Consider the following 18,132-nt stretch of genomic DNA (forward strand, 5'->3'; position numbering starts at 1 on the left):
ATTAGTGATTCCCCGCATGAATAAGCCGACGTTTGGTCAACTGATCGTAAATCATCACCGTCAGCAGCCCTTCCGCAACCGCGATCGGCACCTGCGTCAGGCAAAAGATCCCCATGAATTTCACCACCGACGCCATCATCCCCAGTTGCGGATCGGGGAAGGCGACGCCCAACTGAACCGACGTCACAAAGTAGGTCGCCAGATCCGCCAGCATGGCGCACAGGAATACCCCGACATCGCGGCGCACGCCGGCTTTACAGGCCAGTTTCCATACCAGATAGCCCACCAGCGGGCCGATCACCGCCATCGACATGCCGTTCGCGCCCAGCGTGGTCAAGCCGCCATGCGCCAACAACAGCGCCTGAAACAGCAACACGATCGCCCCCAGCACCGCCACTACTGCCGGCCCGAACAAAATCACCGCCAGACCGACGCCGGTGGGGTGCGAACAGCTTCCGGTCACCGAGGGGATTTTCAGGGCGGAAAGCACGAAAATGAACGCGCCGCACAGCGCCAGCAGGACTTTCTGATTGCTGTCTTCGCTGACAATCTGGCGCAAACGCACCAGCCCCATAAACAGGCAGGGCAGAAACAGAACCCACCAGGCCAGCGCCCACAGCGGCGGCAGGAAGCCCTCCATGATATGCATGGCGAAAGCCTCCTGCGGCGCCAACATCAGCAACAGCGCCATTGCCAGCCCGGATAACGAGAGTTTCTTTAATTGTCGTTCCATAGGTTATTCCTCTGCATCCCACTGTTTGTTAACAAGAATAGTTGAGAAGTAAGGCAATGGCTGATCGTCCGCCACTTGATCCAAACGCCGCCAGCACTGCTCACCGGGCAGCGAGGCGTCCGCCATCAGCAACGCGTGTCTGAACAACCCCAGCCGCGCCAGCAGCGCGCGCACTAGCGTAAAACGCCCGTACACTTTCATCAGCACCACGCTGTCATGGGTCAGCAGTGCCCGTTCCAGCTCGGCTTCCGGCGCGGTACAGGGCATCACGGCCAGCGACTGTTGCTCCATCGCCAGCGGTAAGGCGGAACGCGCCGCAATCGCCGCGAATGACGTCACGCCCGGCACGATTTCCAGCCACGGCTGCCGGCCGATACGCGCCAGCAGAAACACCCAGGTGCTGAACAGCATGGCGTCCCCCAGGGTGATAAAACCGACCTGTTTGCCGTCGGCGACATCGCTGGTCAACTGCTGCGCCATATCGTCCCAGACGGCTTCTTTCGCGTCATTCCCGGCGCTCATGGGAAAATGGCGGGTGCGGACTTCCGTCGCCGGCGACAGATATTCGCGCACGATGGATAACGCCAGGCTGTCGCCGCCTTTGCGACCGGCGGGCGCATAGAGCAGATCAAGCTTGCCGATAATTCGGGCGGCGCGCACGGTAATCAGATCGGCGGCTCCCGGCCCTACGCCCAGTGCATACAGTCTGCCGGTCATTACGCGGCCTCCTGTTCTTGTAGACGTAGCGCCGCCTCAAGATGTTGAGCAAACATTTGCCGGATAAGCGGATTTTCCCCCAGCCCCCGCAACCAGCTTTGGGTGTCGATCCCGGCGGCTTCGAGCCGCGATTTCCAGGAATCGGCTTCGTCAGAGGCCATATCGTTGATCGCATGATCGCCCGCCACCAGCATCAGCGGCATCAGGTGGACTTTCCGCACCCGCTGCTGTTGCAAACGCGCAATGATATGATCGATTTCAGGGTAACTTTCCACCGCGCCCACCAGGGCGGGGAAGTTCTGCGACGCCATCAGGTGATCGAGACAGGCATAGGCCGAAAAAGCGGGATGGCTGGCGCCATGCCCCATAAACACCACCCGTTCGTCGGCCGCCAGCGTCGGCATCTGCCCCCGTAACGCCGTCATTAACCGCGGGTAGTCATCAAAGCCGCTGAGCAGCGGCGCGCCCAGCGCCAGTCGCTGGAAACGGTTGCGAAACGCATGGACTTCACGAACCACTTTTTCGAATTCATCGCCGTTAATGACATGCAGCGACTGAACGGCCACATCCTGATACCCCGCCTCGGCCAGCCGGTTAAGCGCCTGGCCGGGATTGTCTATCTGCAAGCCGTCGCGGTTATGCAGCTTGCGGATAATCATTTCGGAGGTAAAAGCGCGAAACAGATCGCGATCGCCACAGGCGGCGGCCAGATGTTGCTCGCACGCATCAATATTCTTTTCTCGGGTTTGTGGGTAGCTAGTGCCAAAGCTGATAATCAGCAGCGCTTTTTTCATTTTATTCTCCTCGCGTTATTACTCTTGCCGCGCCTGCCAGCAGGCTAGCCGACGGACAAAATCCTCCAGTGACGCAATCCGTTCCTGCGCTTCCGTCACCCCTGACGCCGCCGGGCGGCAGACCACGATGCAGGGGATATTCAGCGCCAGACAGGGGGCGACCTTTTGCCGATAACCGCCTTCGGCGCCGGACTCTTTGGTGATCACCACGTCAGGCCGACAAAGTTCATACAGTGCCTGATTGAACGCGGCGCTGAATGGCCCGCACTGGGCAATAATCTGTTCAACGCCCAGCCCCAGCGCTTCGCATTGCGCCAGCACGGACGCCGTCGGCAATACGCGCGCCAGAAGATATTTTCCCGGCAGATTTTGCCGGTATGCCGCCAGATCTTTACTGCCGGTGGTCAGCAGCACGCGCGATCCCAGCGTGCGGGCCACGGCGCAGGCCGCCTCAAGGCTGTCCGCCTTATGCAGTAATGGATGATCGATGGCGTCAATGTCGCTCGGCCGCTGATAGCGGGTCAGCGGCAGCCGGAGACGACGGCAGGCGGCGCTCACGTTCTGGTGCAACGCCTCGGCATAGGGGTGAGCGGCATCGATCACCCAACGCACCTGCCGGGCGGCGAGATAATCCGCCATGCCGTCGGTATCCATGCGCCCGACCACCACCTCACCGGCGATGTCGCCGGCCAGTTGTTTTCCCGTCTCGGTGGCGACGGACAGACGGTAGCCTTCGCCCGCCGCATCCAGCGCCTGACAAATCAGCCGCGCATCGCTGGTGCCGCCAAACACATGGATCGCCGGGGCGCTCACAGTTCATAGCCTCGTGGCGTGATCATCAGGCCGTCGCGGCAATAGGTGGTCTTGTTGCCGACGATCACCAGACTGGTCATATCCACCGGAGTGAAATCCATATCGCCGAAGGTGGTGATCCATTTTTCCTGTTTCTTTCGCCCGGCGGCTTTTACCACGCCAACCGGCGTTTGCGGCGATGTCCACGGTTTCATTAGCTCAAACGCCCGCGCCAGATGCCCTTCGCGCCCGCGACTGCGCGGATTGTAGAAGCACACCACAAAATCGGCCTGCGCGGCGGCGGCGATACGTTTTTCAATCACCGGCCACGGCGTCAGCAGATCGCTCAGGCTGATATGACAGAAGTCATGCATCAGCGGCGCGCCTAATAGCGAAGCCGCCGCAATGCTGGCGGTGATCCCGGCCACCAGTCTGACTTCCAGATCCAACCGTTGCTGACCGACCAGCTCCAGCACCAGCCCGGCCATGCCGTAAATACCCGCGTCGCCGCTGCTGATCAGGGCGACGTTGCGGCCCGCCATCGCCAGATCGATCGCCGCCTGACAGCGTTCGATCTCTTTGCACATGCCGGTTTTGATCACCTGTTTATCACCGGTTAACGGCTTCACCAGATGGGTATAGGTTTTGTAGCCCACCACGATTTCCGCCTCGCGAATGGCGGCAATCGCCTCCTGCGTCATCATGGCTTCACTGCCCGGCCCAATGCCGATCACGGTTAACATTAATGCGATACTCCCAGGGTAATAGTGACCCCCTGCTGACGCAGGGTATGACCGATCAACCGGCCCTCGCTCATCAGCCAGGCCACCGGTTGCGAAACGCTGCCGACGCCCACCGTTTGGCGCACAAATTCAGAAGCGGGAAAACGTTGTTCGTGAGGGCTGAGCTCATCAACGCTAAACAGCTCGAACGGTACGCGCCAGCATTGCGCCAGCTGCTGTAAGGCCGGCTCGTCCTTTTTAATGGCCGCGCTGCCGATGGCCCGCAACGCCAGCGGGTCGAAATGGTTTTCCGCCAACTGCCGCGACAGCAGTTCCACCAGCGTTTGCAGCGACGTCGCCCGCCGGCAGCCGATGCCTGCCACCACGCGGCGCGGCACCAGCTTATACACCGGCAACGGCAATTCCGGCAGGCTATCGCGCAGGCTGACGCACACCAACGCATCCAGTTCCGGCAACGCGTCCAGACGGTCTACCGCCACAAAACCGCGCACGTCGCAGCGCTCACGTTCGCAGGTTAACGGCGCATCCCACCACAGGCCGACTTTCCGATCGCTGACCAGCATCTGGTTGATGACTTTTACCGCATGGCGGAAATCCTGCATCTCGGCGTCCAGCTGCGTCGCCAGCGTATCCAGCGCCGCCAGTTGATTCACGTCGGTGGCGGTGGTGATCACCGGATCGGCCCCCAGCAGCCCGGCCAGATAGCGCGTCAGCGCATTGGCGCCGCCGACGTGCCCGGACAGCAGACTGATAACGTGTTGCCCTTGCTCATCAATCACCACCACCGCCGGATCGGTCATTTTGTCGCTGACCAGCGGCGCGATACTCCGTACCGTCAGCCCCGTCGCGCCAATGACCACCAGCGCGGTGTACTGTTTGAACGCCGCGCGCAGGGTATCGCCGAAGCTGCCGTTGAAGGCGACGCACCCCGGCTCCAGCAGTTTTTCGCTGGTAAAGCAGGTCAGCGGTAAATGCGCCCGTAAACGCCGGGCGAGGCGAACGCCGCCGGGCGTCAGACAAAACAGCGCGATGGATTCAGGCTTGACGATATTCATGGCTAAACTCCGCGTCATAGAGTCGTGAATAGTGGTATTCCTCACCGAGAAAGGCGCCGACCAGAATCAGCGCCGTTTTACGGATCGCCGCCGTCCGCACCTGGTCGGCAATGTCCGCCAGCGTGCCGCGCACCGTGCGGCTTTCCGGCCAGGTGGCTTTGTAGACCACCGCGACGGGGGTCGATAGCGGATAGCCCCCCTCGACCAGTTGCCCGACCACGCCGTGAATGTCCTGCACCGACAGAAAGATCGCCATGGAGGTCTGATGCGCGGCAAAGGCGGCCAGCCGTTCGCGCGGCGGCATCGGCGTGCGCCCTTCGATACGGGTAATAATCAGGCTCTGCGCCACTTCCGGTACGGTGTATTCCACCCCAAGCTGCGCCGCCGCGCCCAAAAACGCGCTGACGCCGGGAACGGAAACAAAACCGATGCCGTGTTGCGCCAGCGCTTCCCCCTGTTCGCGAATCGAACCGTACAAAGAGAGATCGCCGGTTTGCAGCCGCACCACCCGTTTGCCTTCACGCACGCCGTTCACCATCAGCGCAATGATTTGATCCAGCGTCAGTCCGGCGCTGTCATGACGGGCGGCATGCGGCGGGCAATAGTCGAGTAATTCGATATTAATCAGCGATCCGGCGTAAATCACCACGTCAGCCTGTTGCAACAGGCGGTAGCCTTTCAGCGTAATTAACTCGCGGTCGCCGGGGCCGGCGCCCACGAACCAGACTTTGCGGGCCTCAACGTGTTTGCCGGATGTTTCAGCATGCTCAGACATGGTTGCTCTCCTTGCGGCAGGAAATAAGATAGGTGGGATTATTGGGTTTAAAGTAGTGCCCGTCGCCGAGCGGCGTCAGGGCTGAAACCTGTAATTGACTGCATTCCAGCGACATAACGCTCAGCGACTGCAAATGCGCCAGCGCGGTTTGCAGGTTATCCAGCAGGATAAAGGTCAGCGCCAATCGTCCGCCGGGGCGCAAATGCGCCAGCGCCCAGTCGATCAGCGCGGTCAGTCGCCCTCCGCTGCCGCCGATAAATACCGCGTCAGCCGTTATGTCGAGCGTCATCGGCGCTTCACCGCCGATGATTTCCACATTCCGGCAGCCAAACCGCCGACGGTTCTCTTCAATCAGCGCCAGCGCCGCCGGATTGCGCTCGATCGCCGTCACTTGTAGCCGCGGATAGCGCAATGCCGCCTCCAGCGCCACGCTGCCGGTTCCGGCGCCGACGTCAATCAGGCATTGCGCCTGCGACAGTTCCAGCCGTTCCAGCGCCAGCAATCGAACCGGCTCTTTGGTCATCGGCACCCGTTGGCCGCGTAAAAACTCGTCATCTCTCATTGAGGATCACCACCACGTTGATGTCATAGTGTTGCGCCACGTCATGCGGTTGCAGGCGGTGGATACGTTCATCCGGCAGGGAAAGGTTTTCGCCGACAATCAGCGTCCGGCTGAGCCGCCGTTGCACAACGGCGTCCGCAATCGCCCGTGGCCCGATGCGTGAATCCGTCACCATCGCCACTTTGTCATGCTGTAAAATCCAGTCGAAATCCGGCGCCCGTCCGTGGCAGCTGGTCAGGTAAATATCGTTCATATCCAGCGCGATACGGGCGCATAGATACTGTATGGCGCTGATGCCGGGAATAATCAGCAGCTCGTCCGGGGAGAAATGCACCGACAAACGCTTACCGATGCCGAACAGCAAGGGGTCGCCGGAGGCGAGCACCACCACCTGATGGGATTTTTGCTCATCAAGCCACTTCATCAGCCCGTCGATATCGGCATCCAGCCTGCGGGTCTGGCCGTTAAAATCGGGAAACATCGCCAGATGCCGCGCCCCGCCGACCAGAATATCGGCGGCGGCAATCGCCTGCCGCGCTTCCGACGTCAGATACGCCGCAGAACCGGGGCCGATGCCCACGACCACAATCATCGCAGCGCCTCCACAATGTCGGTCAGCGGCCGGTTGGTTCCCAGCACCTGATTATCAAAAGAGAACAGAATGGCGTCGATGCGCGGCGGTTCATTGGAGAAACGCAGCATCTCGTTTACCCGTTCACAAATACGCTGCGCAATACGGTCATACACCGCCTGCCAGCCGTGCTGCGCGATCAGCTCCATCGCGGCTTCGGTGGTATCGCAGTGGTTGACCGCCAGCAATAAATCCTGCGGCGCGCCCATTAGCGCCAGATGGGCAATCAGCGTCTCCATGCGTCCGTCGGCGATATGGCTGTGGGTATGGAAGATCCCGGCGGCCACCTTGACCAGCTTGCCGGGATGGCCGATCAGCGCCACATGGCGAAATTTCAGCCGTACCGTTTCCTGCAACATGTAACCGACAAAGTTGCTCATGGTAACCACCCATTGACTATCCAGCCCGAGCTGTTCACGGACAAAGCGCTCGCCGTGATTGCCCGGCACCAGGATCACCTTGTCCAACCCCGCCGCGCGCTTCATTTCCAGCTCCAGCGCCAGCGAGCGTTTCCAGCTCTCTTCCGACATCGGCGTCACAATGCCGGTGGTGCCGATAATGGAAATGCCGCCGAGAATGCCCAATCGGCCGTTATAGGTTTTTTTCGCCCTTTCCTCACCCTCCGGGGCAAAAATTTCTATTTCCGCGCCGCGTGTCGGGCCGATAACCTCGCGCACCGCCGCTTCAATGGTTTGCAACGGCGTGCGGTTAATCGCCGGACTGCCTACCGGCAAGCCGATGCCTTTGCGCGTTACGGTGCCGACGCCTTCGCCGCCGCGGATATGAATATCACCGTGTTCACACAGGGTGACGCGGGCAAAAATCAGCATGCCGTGGGTGGCGTCAACATCATCGCCGCCGTCCTTGCGAATGGCGGCCGTCGCCTGCTGTCCTTCAATCAGCGGCTGTTCCACATTGAGGTACAGCGTGACGCCTGACGGCGTGACGATGGAAACCTGATCGATCACCTGCTGGCGCAGTACCATCAACGCGGCGACCCGCGCCGCGGCGGTGGCGCAAGAGCCGGTGGTGTAGCCTTTGCGGTATTGCCTGCCGTTATGCCAGACGGTGTCCAACCCGGTATCGTTGTTCACAGCGTCTCCCGAATGCGATAAAGGATGGCGTTAACGATCGCCGCCGCGACATTGCTGCCGCCCTTGCGCCCCGCCGCGGCGATACAGGGCAGATCGCTGTGCATCAGCGCCGCCTTTGATTCCGCCGCGCCCACAAAACCGACCGGTACGCCGATCACCGCCAGCGGCGACGCCTGTTGCGACGAACGCTCCAGCAGGCGAAACAGCGCCGTCGGCGCGTTGCCGAACACGAAAAGCTTATCGCCCGCCTCTTCCAGCGCAATATCCACCGCCGCCATCGAGCGCGTCATATTTTCGGCGCGCGCCCGCGCCACCACGCGGGGATCGCTGATAAAACAGCGGCATTCGCAGCCAAGTTGCGCCAGCAGCGTTTTATTGATGCCGGACAGTGCCATGGTGGTATCGGTATAAAGGATGCAACCGTCCCGCAGTGCTTGCGTAATCCGCGTTAATACCGCGGGCGAAAACCACAGTACGTCCAACCAGTCGAAATCCGCCGTGGTATGGATCACCCGTTTGATGACCGCCTCCTGATCCGGATCGACAAAACGGTAGCCGGGGCGCTCGCGGGCGATGATATCGCTGATAATGGCAAAACTTTGCCGTTCAATTTGCTGGGGTTGCTGGAGATAATTCATCGGGTTTCCTTGTTTTATACGCCGAAGGCGGCCGACAGCAAAAGAGACGTCAGGGCGAACAACAGCAGCGCCAACAGTGAGGCCACCCTCATCAGATTGATGCTGCGCGGGATGTCGTTCAGCGTAATCTCCCGGCATTCGTCGCCAATCCACGGTTTTTCCACCCGTTCGCCAAAATAGTTGTTCGGCCCGCCGAGACGTACGCCAAGCGCCCCGGCCACCGTCGCTTCCGACCAGGCGCAGTTAGGGCTGGAATGCTGATAACGATCGCGCCAGCCGATGCGCAGCGCCTGCCGATAATCGGCGCGCAGCAGCCAGGCCGCCGCGCTCAGCAACAGCCAGCTCAACCGGGCGGGGATCAGATTCGCCAGATCGTCCATACGGGCGGAAACAAAACCAATGGCGCGATATTTGGCGTTTTTGTAGCCCACCATAGAATCCAGGGTATTTACGGCTTTATAGGCCATCGCCAGCGGCACGCCGCCAAGCAGCAGGAAAAACAGCGGCGCAATCACGCCGTCCACGCTATTCTCCGCCACCGTTTCGACCACCGCGCGGGTCATCTGCGGCTTTTCAAGCTGCGAGGTATCGCGCCCCACAATCCACGACAGTTGACGGCGGCTCTCTTCCAGCGAGCCATGTTGCAAGGCCTGATGCACCGCCATCGCGGCGTCACTTAAGCAACGGCCCGCCAGCAGGGTATAAATCATCCACACGGCGGCCAGCCAGCCCAGCCACGGATGAATCGCCGTCATCAGGGCAAGCACGCCCCAACTCAGCAGCCAGGTCAGGCCGACCACCGCCAGCCACAGTAGCGCGCCGCCCAGCCACAGCGCGCGTTCACTGACGCAACAGGCGCGGATTCGGGTTTGCAGCCATGAAATAAGATGGCCCATCCAGCGCACCGGATGCGGCCAGCGCGGCGGATCGCCCAACCAGCAGTCAAGCAGAAAGGCGGCAAACCAGGCGGAGAGGATCATGACGCCCTCCCGGCATGGGTAAACCAGCGCTCAAGCAGCCCCGGACGCTGGGCAAAATGGAGATGGAGATAGCTGGCGCAGGTTTGCTGAAGCTGGTATCCCCCCCGCCACTGTTTGATGACCGCGCCATCGCGCGATTTTGTACAGTCGAAACGGGGCGACAGCGAGGTGGCGAAATCGGAATAATGAAATTCATGGCCGCGCAGAATCTCGCCCCGCGCCGCCAACAGCGTGTCGGTCAAGGCCTGAGCCTGACAGTAGCCAAAGCGGGTCAGCCGTTTTCCCATCCGGCTTTCACCGGGCAGAATTCCGCTCATGCGATGCCGCCGGCCGCCGGCGTCCGTCAGCCCTTCCCCCAGATACATCAGTCCGCCGCATTCGGCGTACAGCGGGATATTGCGCCGATGCGCATGCCGTAACGCATCGTGCATCGCGGTATTGGCCGCGAGTTGCGCGGCATAAATTTCAGGGTAACCGCCGCCGAGAAAGATCATCTGACAGTCGGGAAGCCGGCGGTCATGGATCGGACTGAAGCGTTGCAGGCGCACCCCCGCCTGCTCCAGCAGATCGAGATTGTCCTGGTAATAGAAATTGAAGGCTTCATCGTCCGCCAGCGCCATCGTCAGACCTTCGCCCAGTTCAGGCGCGGATAAGGCGGGTAATTCGCCGTCGGGGGGCCGAACGCCGGCGCACAAGGTCAGCAGACGATCCAGATCGAGGGTTTCTTCAATCTGCATCGCCAGTTTCCGCCAGCGGCTATCATCATAGGCCTGTTCCCGCGCCGGGATCAGACCCAGGTGGCGGGAAGGCAGTTCGGTGTCGGTCATGACCGGTAAGCGGCCCAGCACCGGAATACCGCAATAGTGCTCAATGGCGCGACGCAGTAATTGATAGTGCTCCACCGAGTTGACGCGATTGACAATCACGCCGGCGATAGTCAACGCGGGGTCGAACTGGCGAAATCCCATCACGGTTGCCGCCGCCGACGTGGATACCGCCTTGCCGTCCACCAGCAACACCACCGGACAGCCGAGCTGTTTAGCCATGGCGGCGGTGCTGCAATAGTCAGGGTCCGTGCCGTAGCCGTCGTACAGCCCCATAGCCCCTTCGATCACCGCCACGTCGGCATGGCGCATACGCTGGTTATACAACCCGTTAAGCGTCGCCGCGGGAAGCATGAACGCATCCAGATTACGCGACGCCACGCCGCATACCGCGCTATGCCAGCCGCTATCCAGATAGTCAGGCCCCACCTTGAAGGGCTGCACAGACAGCCCGCGCCGCATCAACGCCCGCAAGATACCGAGCGTAACGGTGGTTTTGCCGCAGCCGCTGCCGGTGCCGGCGATAACAAACGCGGTTTTATTTCGCCTCTGGCCCGCTGGCGCGTTCTTCTGCTGTTCTTTTACACACGGCATAAAAAATCCCGACGTCATCGGTCGGGACAGGTAATGTCACAGGGTGCGCAAGAGCGGCGTTGCCGCTGCACGCATCGGATGACAACCCGCTTCCCGCCGAAGGAGTTGAATCTGTCATCATCAGGTCGGTCTTCTGGCTTAGCGTCATCCTTCCCCGAACCTTCCCAATCGCAGCGATCAGTGGCTTTTTACGGGGTCGTCGGCATCACAGCAGCGGGGGCTGCGGGGGAATTTCACCCCCTTCCCAGTTGTCATGCAGCATGACAACATACAGAATCGATCGTCGTTTTCCGCGTTCGATTCTAACCTGACAACATATGGTTATTATTTCTCTACATACCCTGAACCATTACAGCCAATATAATCTTTCCATTCACAAAAAAATGGCTGAGTTTATTTTCTTTAAGGGAATATCTTGCCGCTCGATAGCAAAATATTGTCCTTTCTCCCGGGCTAAAACGCGGCTTTGCTACCTGATTGCCGCAACGGGCAATAACAAAATATAGTCATTGCCAATGACTATACCGAACGGCGTTACCGTTTAGCCATAAATGGCTAAAGCGGAGAGAACCAATCTGCATCATACTGACTTCTGAAGTCGATCCTTTGATATCGTGCATAAAATGAAGAGGAAAATCACAATGCAAAACATACGCGGCTTTGCCGCTCTGGATTCAACCAGCCCATTGGTTCCGCACCAGTTTGTCCGCCGGGATCCGCGAGAAAACGATGTGGTGATCGATATCATCTATTGCGGCGTGTGCCATTCAGACATTCATATGGCGCGCAACGAGTGGCATATGAGCCAGTATCCGATTGTTCCGGGACATGAAATCATTGGGAAAGTCGTCAGCGTCGGTAAAGCGGTCGATCGCTTCAAAGCAGGGGACTGGGTCGGCGTAGGCTGTATGGTGGATTCCTGTCAACACTGCGATGCCTGCGATGAAGGGCTGGAGCAGTATTGCGAAGAAGGCGCCACGCTGACATACGGCAGCGTCGATCGCCACGACAATCTGCCGACCTTCGGCGGCTACTCCGAGCGGATTGTCGTTGCAGATAATTTTGTGCTCAGCGTGCCGGAAGCGCTGGACATGAAATCCGCCGCACCGCTGCTGTGTGCCGGCATCACCACCTACTCGCCGCTGAAGCACTGGAACGTCGGGCCGGGCGACAAAGTGGCCGTTGTCGGGCTGGGCGGTCTGGGTCATATGGGACTGAAGTTCGCCAAAGCGATGGGCGCGGACGTCACGCTATTTACCCGCTCTCCGGGAAAAGAGCAGGAAGCGCGGCGCTTAGGCGCCGATCGTGTGGTTATCTCCACCGATTCGGCACAAATGGACGCCGTCGCCAACCACTTCGACATTATTCTGGACACGGTGCCGATGCAGCACGACCTTAACCCTTACCTGGCGACGCTGAAGCGCGACGGCACGCTGATTCTGGTCGGGTTGATTGAGCCTATCGAACCCACCCTGCACAGCGGGCCGCTGGTGATGGGCCGTAAGTCGATTGCCGGTTCGCTGATCGGCGGCATCGAAGAAACCCAGGAAATGCTGGATTTCTGTGCCGAACATGGCATTAACTGCGACGTTGAGATGATCGCTATGCAGGATATCAACACGGCATACGATCGGATGCTAAAAAGCGACGTGCACTACCGGTTTGTCATTGATATTGCGTCATTAAAGGCAAGTTTTCAGGATTGATTGTCACACCAGCGCCGTTATATTCCGCTACGGGAGTAACGGTGTGAACCTCAATATGGCTTAATACGCTGATTTCTTTGTGAAAAATTCGGTCGTCATCCACGAAAACATCGGCGGAGGCACTTTACGTTTTCTAAACCCTCTTACTGCCGCTCGTGTTCCACGCTGGAACGGAACACCTGCGGCGTCATCTGATAAGTCTGACGGAATACCTTGCAGAAATAGCTGGTCTGGGAAAACCCCAGATTTTTGGCGATGCTGGCAATACTCCAGTCGCTGTGGCGCAACATTTCACGGGCGTTCGCCATACGCTGCCGGTTCACCCAGGCGTTAAATCCAATTCCTTGATATTTCTTGAAAAGCTTACTGAAATAGTAAGGGCTAAGATACACTCTGGCCGCCACATCCTCCAGCCGCAGTTCCTCTGATAAATGCGCATCAATATAGCGCAGCGCCTTTTTCATTTTGGCGTCATGCGGCTTCGGAGAACGGCTTTTACCCGGTTCGCCGGATTCGTCGCTGTCTCTGATAACCACAAAATTAAGGTGCTTCTTTAGACAATTTTCCACAATCAGCTTCAGCAGATCCGCAGAGGCGATAACCCGCGAGTAATCCATGATCGGCACATTATGGAACTCATCCACCAACACGGGATCCTTTTGCCAGCGATCGTCAACATTAATCACGTTAATCAACGACACGTCATTACGCAGACGCACCTGCCCGCAGAGCACGAAACCGACAAGATGCCCGGCGATCACCAGTGGAATAGAGAAGTCCGTTAGCCCGGCATGGCAACGGTAAATACAAGGCTCATTGGATTTTGACGCTTCAAAGCCACCACAGCGATCGCTCATACGGCAACGGTAATGATTAACCGGATCCTGACGCATTAACTGGCAGAAAGAGGTGAAGTTAAACAGATCGGAAATCTCCTCTCCGTGAATATTCACCACCACCACCGCCAGTCCGGTTGCCTGAGAGAAATCCTGGGCGATTTTATTTATGAGCTCTGAGTTAAGAGAACTGGCAGAAATCATGATAAAACCCCCTTGGTGTATTTTAAATTATTGTTAATAACAATAATCAGTATTTAACAAATTCGTATTACCACTCCCCGCATCAACGCTTTTGGTTTCTTCGCCCCAAATAAATAAATAACCTTAGCAGACTATATTTGCGATTGGTCACTATTTAACCTATTCATCAATCGCGATCACGAAATTTCCTCATCCTGCCTCTTTATCCCATTGCCGGAGGGCAATCAGTTTACCGACAGCGAAAAAAATAACGGTATGCCGCCAGAATGAGGAAACACATCATGGCTTTCCGTCCTCCACGACGCAGGTATTACAGGGTAGATTCTTGCCAATTAAATAGCGGTAACAGGCGGCGCCGAGACACGCGCCAATAATCGGCGCCACAATCGGAATAATGAAATACGGAATATCGCGCCCGCCCGTCATCGCCACATTCCCCCAGCCCGCCAGAAAAGAGAACAGTTTCGGCCCGAAATCACGGGCAGGATTCATGGCAAACCCGGTCAACGGCCCCATGGACGCGCCAATCACCGCCACCAGAATACCAATCAACAACGGCGCCAACGGCCCGCGGGGCACGCCGTTGCCATCATCGGTAATCGCCATGATGAGCCCCATCAGGATCGAGGTAATCACCACTTCCACCCCGGCCGCCTGCCATACGTTGATGGCCGTTGCCGGATAGGTACTGAAGATGCTGGCCAGTTGCAGGCTATCCACACTGCCGCGCACCATGCCGTGCGCCGTTTCAAACTCGATAAACAGATTATGATAAAGCGCATACGCCAGCGTGGCCCCGCCAAACGCGCCCGCAATCTGCGCCACGCTGTAAGGCAGCACTTTATGCCGGGGGAAACAGGCAAACAGCCAGAGCGCAATGGTTATCGCAGGATTCAGATGCGCGCCCGAAATTCCCGCCGTCAGGTACACCGCCAGTGAGATCCCCAGCCCCCACACGATGCAGATTTCCCATAGGCCTAAGCCCGCGCCCGCCACTTTCAGCGCGCAGAGACTGCCAATCCCGAAAAACAGAAATAATCCCGTGCCAAGAAATTCCGCAATACATTGAGCCTTCAGTGAATCATTCATAAACGTTACCCTGCCTTCGCTATTAATATGAAATACCGGCGTGCGATCGCGCTTTGTCTGCCTTACACGCGGGTTTCGGGCAATGCTGCGGCTACTATAGAGAGCGGGTGAAGCAAAGTGTTGGCGTAATCTGTCGGTAAACGGCAAAAAAATAGAGCGCCGATAACACTTTCTTGTCATCTCCCTGCCGCGCATTTTTGCGCAGGCCTTATTTTTCCTGATGAATAACGCCGGTTTGTTATTTAACGCAATATGAATTTATTGCTCTATTCTCTTTTCGTTATTGCTATCCATCTCGCAATTTTTATTTCCCCAATAATTTCAGCTTTATTAAAAAACGCGCGCAAATAGCATAAAACCACTCCATTGTCATGCTGATTTTAATAAAAATGGAAAGGGGAAAACGAATATTAACAATAGCGAAATTGCTTTAAATCGATTCAAAAACAAGCAGTTAATATAAATCCATGCCAATATTTTATTATCCCGTCGCCAACCATTCCCGCCAATAAACTCAACGCAGCCATTCTTTTTCATCGCTTATTTGTATAGTCATCGCATCGCTATCCTGACAATCACGTCGAGGTAATTTATGCAACAAGAAGCATTAGGCATGGTGGAAACAAAAGGGTTGACCGCCGCCATCGAAGCCGCCGACACCATGGTGAAATCCGCCAATGTGACGCTGTTTGGCTACGAGAAAATCGGCTCCGGTCTGGTCACCGTCATCGTTCGTGGTGATGTCGGTGCGGTAAAAGCGGCGGTGGACGCCGGGTCGTCCGCCGCCGCCGCCGTCGGCGAGGTGATCTCGACGCATGTGATCCCGCGCCCGCACGCCGATGTCGAAAAATTCTTACCAAAGGAAACTAGCCAATGAGCAGCAATGACCTGGTCGAACACATCATGGCCCAGGTGATGACAAAAATCGGCGCGTCTTCCCCATCCTCCACTCACACAACGCGAGATACGGCTATGGCTGAAAAAACCTGTGGTTTAACCGAGTTCGTCGGCACCGCGATTGGCGACACCGTTGGTCTGGTGATCGCCAACGTCGACAGCGCCCTGCTGGATGCCATGAAACTTGAAAAACGCTACCGCTCTATCGGCATTCTGGGCGCGCGCACCGGCGCAGGCCCGCACATCATGGCGGCGGATGAAGCGGTGAAAGCGACCAACACCGAAGTCGTCAGCATCGAACTGCCGCGCGATACCAAAGGCGGCGCCGGGCACGGCTCACTGATTGTTTTCGGCGGCAACGACGTCTCCGACGTAAAACGCGCCATCGAAGTCGCGCTGAAGGAACTGGATCGCACCTTTGGTGATGTTTACGCCAACGAAGCCGGACACATCGAGCTGCAATACAGCGCCCGCGCCAGCTATGCGCTGGAAAAAGCCTTTGGCGCGCCGATTGGCCGCTCCTGCGGGGTGATCGTCGGCGCGCCGGCGGCAGTGGGCGTGCTGATGGCGGATACGGCGGTGAAATCCGCCAATGTGGATGTGGTGGCTTACAGCACGCCGGCGCACGGCACCAGCTACAGCAATGAAGCCATCCTGGTCATTTCCGGCGACTCCGGCGCCGTGCGTCAGGCCGTGATTTCCGCCCGTGAAATCGGCAAAACGGTATTGGCGACGCTGGGTTCGGAACCGAAAAACGATCGCCCCTCCTATATCTGACGCCACAGCGAGGCAGTTTCATGAAATCGAAAAGATTTGAAGCATTGGCGAAACGCCCGGTCAATCAGGATGGTTTTGTCAAAGAGTGGATCGAAGAAGGCTTCATTGCCATGGAGAGTCCGAACGATCCCAAACCGTCGATCACGATTCAAAACGGCGTGGTAACCGAGTTGGACGGCAAACCCCAGTCCGATTTCGACCTGATCGACCACTTTATCGCCCGGTACGGCATCAATCTCGAGCGCGCGGAAGAGGTGCTGCGGATGGACTCCGTCAAGCTGGCGAACATGCTGTGCGATCCCAATGTCCCGCGCAGCGCCATCGTACCGCTGACCACGGCGATGACCCCGGCGAAAATCGTCGAGGTGGTGTCGCAGATGAACGTGGTGGAAATGATGATGGCCATGCAAAAAATGCGCGCCCGTCGCACGCCGTCCCAGCAGGCTCACGTCACCAATGTCAAAGACAACCCGGTGCAGATTGCCGCCGACGCCGCCGAAGGGGCGTTCCGGGGTTTTGACGAACAGGAAACCACCGTCGCCGTCGCCCGCTATGCGCCGTTCAACGCCATGGCGCTGATGGTGGGTTCACAGGTGGGCCGCCCCGGCGTGTTGACCCAGTGTTCGCTGGAGGAAGCCACCGAACTGAAACTCGGCATGCTCGGCCACACCTGCTATGCGGAAACCATCTCCGTTTACGGCACCGAACCGGTGTTCACGGATGGGGACGACACGCCCTGGTCGAAAGGTTTTCTCGCCTCGTCCTATGCCTCGCGCGGCCTGAAAATGCGCTTTACCTCCGGCTCCGGTTCCGAAGTGCAGATGGGGTATGCCGAAGGCAAATCCATGCTGTATCTCGAAGCCCGCTGTATCTACATCACCAAAGCGGCCGGGGTTCAGGGCCTGCAAAACGGCTCGGTCAGTTGCGTGGGGATCCCCTCGGCGGTGCCGTCAGGCATTCGCGCCATTCTGGCGGAAAACCTGATCTGTTCGGCGCTGGATCTGGAGTGCGCCTCCAGCAACGACCAGACCTTTACCCACTCGGACATGCGCCGCACCGCGCGTCTGCTGATGCAGTTTTTACCGGGCACCGATTTTATCTCCTCCGGTTATTCCGCCGTCCCCAACTACGACAACATGTTCGCCGGCTCCAATGAGGATGCGGAAGATTTCGACGACTACAACATCATGCAGCGCGACCTCAAAGTCGACGGCGGTTTGCGTCCGGTTCGCGAAGCCGATGTGGTCGCCATCCGCAATAAGGCCGCGCGCGCCCTACAGGCGGTGTTTGCCGGCATGGGGCTGCCGCCGATTAGCGATGAGGAAGTCACCGCCGCCACCTATGCCCACGGCTCCAAAGACATGCCGGAGCGCAATATCGTCGAAGACATCAAGTTCGCACAGGAGATCATCAGTAAAAACCGCACCGGGCTGGACGTGGTGAAAGCGCTGGCGCAAGGCGGCTTTGAAGATGTCGCCCAGGACATGCTGAATATTCAGAAAGCCAAGATTGCCGGCGACTACCTGCACACGTCGGCGATTATCGTCGGCGACAGTCAGGTGCTGTCCGCGGTGAACGACGTCAATGATTACGCCGGGCCGGCCACCGGTTACCGGCTGGAAGGCGCGCGTTGGGAAGAGATCAAAAACATTCCTAACGCGCTTGATCCCAACGAGCTGGGCTAAGGAGTT

At 58.2% G+C, this 18,132-nt stretch carries 19 protein-coding genes and 1 riboswitch; of the genes, 4 read left to right on the forward strand and 15 right to left on the reverse strand.

Annotated features, from left to right (window positions below; genetic code table 11):
• Position 1 precedes the first annotated feature (1 nt).
• From cbiM to JG725_RS06705, 13 genes are read right to left on the reverse strand one after another with little or no spacing between them, the layout of a single operon-like run.
• On the reverse strand, positions 2-733 hold the full coding sequence (gene cbiM / locus JG725_RS06645) for a cobalt ECF transporter S component CbiM (protein ID WP_199377304.1): 732 nt from the start codon (positions 731-733) through the stop codon (positions 2-4).
• A 3-nt stretch (positions 734-736) separates the two neighbouring features.
• Positions 737-1,450 (reverse strand): cobalt-factor II C(20)-methyltransferase, encoded by a 714-nt coding sequence (locus tag JG725_RS06650; protein ID WP_199377306.1) that lies wholly within the window; start codon positions 1,448-1,450, stop codon positions 737-739.
• Positions 1,450-2,244, reverse strand: a complete 795-nt coding sequence (locus tag JG725_RS06655) for a sirohydrochlorin cobaltochelatase (RefSeq protein ID WP_199377308.1) — start codon at positions 2,242-2,244, stop codon at positions 1,450-1,452. The genes JG725_RS06650 and JG725_RS06655 overlap by 1 nt, the downstream gene beginning before the upstream one ends.
• An 18-nt stretch (positions 2,245-2,262) precedes the next feature.
• Positions 2,263-3,057, reverse strand: coding sequence for a cobalt-precorrin-6A reductase (locus tag JG725_RS06660; protein WP_199377310.1), 795 nt, complete (start codon positions 3,055-3,057; stop codon positions 2,263-2,265).
• Positions 3,054-3,779: a precorrin-3B C(17)-methyltransferase gene (locus JG725_RS06665; protein WP_172289958.1), complete on the reverse strand. Its 726-nt coding sequence runs from the start codon at positions 3,777-3,779 to the stop codon at positions 3,054-3,056. Before JG725_RS06665 ends, JG725_RS06660 begins: the two co-directional genes overlap by 4 nt.
• Entirely contained in the window at positions 3,779-4,834 is a 1,056-nt protein-coding gene (gene cbiG / locus JG725_RS06670; RefSeq protein ID WP_172289957.1) for a cobalt-precorrin 5A hydrolase, read from the reverse strand. The genes JG725_RS06665 and cbiG overlap by 1 nt, the downstream gene beginning before the upstream one ends.
• The gene (locus tag JG725_RS06675) at positions 4,815-5,609 is read right to left on the reverse strand and encodes a cobalt-precorrin-4 methyltransferase (RefSeq protein WP_172289956.1); all 795 of its coding nucleotides are present in this window, start codon (positions 5,607-5,609) and stop codon (positions 4,815-4,817) included. The genes cbiG and JG725_RS06675 overlap by 20 nt, the downstream gene beginning before the upstream one ends.
• Positions 5,602-6,171, reverse strand: a complete 570-nt coding sequence (locus JG725_RS06680) for a decarboxylating cobalt-precorrin-6B (C(15))-methyltransferase (protein WP_172289955.1) — start codon at positions 6,169-6,171, stop codon at positions 5,602-5,604. Before JG725_RS06680 ends, JG725_RS06675 begins: the two co-directional genes overlap by 8 nt.
• Positions 6,161-6,763 carry a cobalt-precorrin-7 (C(5))-methyltransferase gene (locus JG725_RS06685; RefSeq protein WP_172289954.1) on the reverse strand — a complete coding sequence of 201 codons (603 nt, stop codon included), beginning with the start codon at positions 6,761-6,763 and terminating at the stop codon, positions 6,161-6,163. The genes JG725_RS06680 and JG725_RS06685 overlap by 11 nt, the downstream gene beginning before the upstream one ends.
• Positions 6,760-7,896 (reverse strand): cobalt-precorrin-5B (C(1))-methyltransferase CbiD, encoded by a 1,137-nt coding sequence (gene cbiD / locus JG725_RS06690; RefSeq protein WP_172289953.1) that lies wholly within the window; start codon positions 7,894-7,896, stop codon positions 6,760-6,762. The genes JG725_RS06685 and cbiD overlap by 4 nt, the downstream gene beginning before the upstream one ends.
• The gene (locus JG725_RS06695) at positions 7,893-8,534 is read right to left on the reverse strand and encodes a cobalt-precorrin-8 methylmutase (RefSeq protein ID WP_172289952.1); all 642 of its coding nucleotides are present in this window, start codon (positions 8,532-8,534) and stop codon (positions 7,893-7,895) included. Before JG725_RS06695 ends, cbiD begins: the two co-directional genes overlap by 4 nt.
• Positions 8,535-8,548: 14 nt before the next feature.
• Positions 8,549-9,514, reverse strand: a complete 966-nt coding sequence (cbiB, locus tag JG725_RS06700) for an adenosylcobinamide-phosphate synthase CbiB (RefSeq protein ID WP_172289951.1) — start codon at positions 9,512-9,514, stop codon at positions 8,549-8,551.
• Positions 9,511-10,932, reverse strand: a complete 1,422-nt coding sequence (locus tag JG725_RS06705) for a cobyrinate a,c-diamide synthase (RefSeq protein WP_199377312.1) — start codon at positions 10,930-10,932, stop codon at positions 9,511-9,513. The genes cbiB and JG725_RS06705 overlap by 4 nt, the downstream gene beginning before the upstream one ends.
• Positions 10,933-11,037: 105 nt before the next feature.
• Positions 11,038-11,222, reverse strand: a riboswitch (cobalamin riboswitch).
• Positions 11,223-11,573: 351 nt separating this feature from the next.
• Between JG725_RS06705 and JG725_RS06710 the strand changes: the two genes are divergently transcribed.
• Positions 11,574-12,638, forward strand: a complete 1,065-nt coding sequence (locus tag JG725_RS06710; protein ID WP_216660443.1) for an NAD(P)-dependent alcohol dehydrogenase — start codon at positions 11,574-11,576, stop codon at positions 12,636-12,638.
• A gap of 143 nt (positions 12,639-12,781) precedes the next feature.
• Here JG725_RS06710 and pocR read toward each other — a convergent pair whose 3' ends face one another.
• Together pocR and pduF are read right to left on the reverse strand one after the other, a co-directional pair.
• A complete protein-coding gene (gene pocR, locus JG725_RS06715) occupies positions 12,782-13,678 on the reverse strand; it encodes a regulatory protein PocR (protein WP_172289949.1) in 897 nt (298 codons plus the stop codon).
• A gap of 279 nt (positions 13,679-13,957) precedes the next feature.
• Positions 13,958-14,767 carry a propanediol diffusion facilitator PduF gene (gene pduF, locus JG725_RS06720; protein WP_172289948.1) on the reverse strand — a complete coding sequence of 270 codons (810 nt, stop codon included), beginning with the start codon at positions 14,765-14,767 and terminating at the stop codon, positions 13,958-13,960.
• A gap of 592 nt (positions 14,768-15,359) precedes the next feature.
• On the opposite strand from pduF, the gene pduA reads away from it, so the two are divergent.
• Genes pduA through pduC form a run of 3 tightly spaced genes read left to right on the forward strand, consistent with a single transcriptional unit; the run spans position 15,360 to position 18,126 of the window.
• Positions 15,360-15,644: a propanediol utilization microcompartment protein PduA gene (gene pduA / locus JG725_RS06725; RefSeq protein ID WP_199377314.1), complete on the forward strand. Its 285-nt coding sequence runs from the start codon at positions 15,360-15,362 to the stop codon at positions 15,642-15,644.
• Positions 15,641-16,441, forward strand: coding sequence for a propanediol utilization microcompartment protein PduB (gene pduB / locus JG725_RS06730; RefSeq protein ID WP_172289946.1), 801 nt, complete (start codon positions 15,641-15,643; stop codon positions 16,439-16,441). Before pduA ends, pduB begins: the two co-directional genes overlap by 4 nt.
• Before the next feature lie 20 nt (positions 16,442-16,461).
• Positions 16,462-18,126, forward strand: coding sequence for a propanediol dehydratase large subunit PduC (pduC, locus tag JG725_RS06735; RefSeq protein WP_199377316.1), 1,665 nt, complete (start codon positions 16,462-16,464; stop codon positions 18,124-18,126).
• Positions 18,127-18,132: the final 6 nt, after the last annotated feature.

This window comes from Brenneria sp. L3-3C-1, from assembly GCF_016456245.1.
In the GTDB taxonomy this organism is placed as follows: Bacteria; Pseudomonadota; Gammaproteobacteria; order Enterobacterales; family Enterobacteriaceae; genus Brenneria.